The organism is Sedimentimonas flavescens, from assembly GCF_025154035.1.
Taxonomy (GTDB): Bacteria; Pseudomonadota; Alphaproteobacteria; order Rhodobacterales; family Rhodobacteraceae; genus Rhodobacter; species Rhodobacter flavescens.
In genome coordinates, this window is sequence record NZ_JAOALJ010000017.1 from 1 (window position 1) to 1,253 (window position 1,253).

Consider the following 1,253-nt stretch of genomic DNA (forward strand, 5'->3'; position numbering starts at 1 on the left):
TGTATCGACCCCGTGAAATCCTGCTCGTGCTACAAGGGAGAACGTGGCAATGAGTATGACGATGGACGAGAGCATCAAACGTTGGACGGCGAAGCGTAAGACGGCGCTGGTGATCGAGATCATTCAGGGCAAGACGACGGTGGCGGAAGCCAGTCGGTCGTTCGATCTGACGCCCTCAGAAATCGAGGGCTGGGTCGAGGACGCCAAGCGGGGCATGGAGAATTCTCTGCGCGCCAACCCACTCGATATCCGCGAGCAATATGAGAAGCAGCTGAAGGACCTGCAGGAGGCCTACGGCGAGGCGATGCTGGAGCTGCGTGCCCGAAAAAAGCTGCAGGCCCTGCTGGAATGAGCCATTTGAGCGCCATTGGTCCGAGCCCAATGGCGAATGCGGACGACAAATGATCCAGAGTATCGAGCAGGGCCTACTGACCGACGGCATTGTGGTATCGATTGCCAAGCTTTGCGCCTGGTTCGGTGTGCCGCGGCGGACGGTCTATTATAAGTCCGTCAAGGCAGCACCGAAGGTCGATCCGCGCTTTGCCGAGCCGATCAAGGCGATGATCGAGGCCGAGCCGTCCTTTGGCTACCGCACTGTGGCTTGGCTCTTGGGCTTCAACAAGAACACGGTGCAGCGGATCTTCAAGCTCAAGGGGTGGCAGGTTCGCAAACGAGCCATCGGTATGCGGCCCCGGATTCAGGCCGTGCCATCCGTCGCCACAGCGCCAAACGAGCGCTGGTCGACGGATCTCGCACGCGTCTGGACCGGCAAGGATGGCTGGGCCTCCCTGGCAATTGTGATCGATTGCCACACGCGCGAGCTCTTGGGCTGGTATCTGTCGCGATCCGGCAGGGGGACCACGGCAAGCGCCACCCTGGAGCACGCGCTGATCGCACGGTTCGGCACGCTCGGTCGGGTTGATCGCGAATTCTTGCTGCGCTCGGACAACGGCTTGGTCTTCACCAGCCGGCACTTCACCGCCTTGGTTCGCAGCTACGGTCTGAAACAGGAGTTCATCACACCACACTGCCCGCGAGCCAGAACGGAATGGTGGAGCGCGTGATCCGGACGCTCAAGGAGCAATGCGTCCACCGCCACCGCTTCGAGAGCATCCAGCACGCGACCCGCGTCATCGGCGACTGGATCGCCTTCTACAACCACCGCCGCCCTCATCAGGCCCTTGCCATGCGCACACCGGCCGAGGCATTCACATTAGCGGCTTAACCTGAGCAGATTCCGCTGGGTCGATACA

At 61.2% G+C, this 1,253-nt stretch carries 3 protein-coding genes; all 3 read left to right on the forward strand.

What is annotated here, in order from left to right:
• The first annotated feature begins 61 nt into the window (after positions 1-61).
• Genes N3C64_RS15230 through N3C64_RS15240 form a run of 3 tightly spaced genes read left to right on the forward strand, consistent with a single transcriptional unit; the run spans position 62 to position 1,225 of the window.
• On the forward strand, positions 62-352 hold the full coding sequence (locus tag N3C64_RS15230; RefSeq protein ID WP_260015103.1) for a DUF1153 domain-containing protein: 291 nt from the start codon (positions 62-64) through the stop codon (positions 350-352).
• A 49-nt stretch (positions 353-401) separates the two neighbouring features.
• Positions 402-1,064 carry a DDE-type integrase/transposase/recombinase gene (locus tag N3C64_RS15235; protein WP_260015104.1) on the forward strand — a complete coding sequence of 221 codons (663 nt, stop codon included), beginning with the start codon at positions 402-404 and terminating at the stop codon, positions 1,062-1,064.
• Entirely contained in the window at positions 1,061-1,225 is a 165-nt protein-coding gene (locus N3C64_RS15240; protein WP_260015105.1) for an integrase core domain-containing protein, read from the forward strand. Before N3C64_RS15235 ends, N3C64_RS15240 begins: the two co-directional genes overlap by 4 nt.
• Positions 1,226-1,253 lie beyond the last annotated feature (28 nt).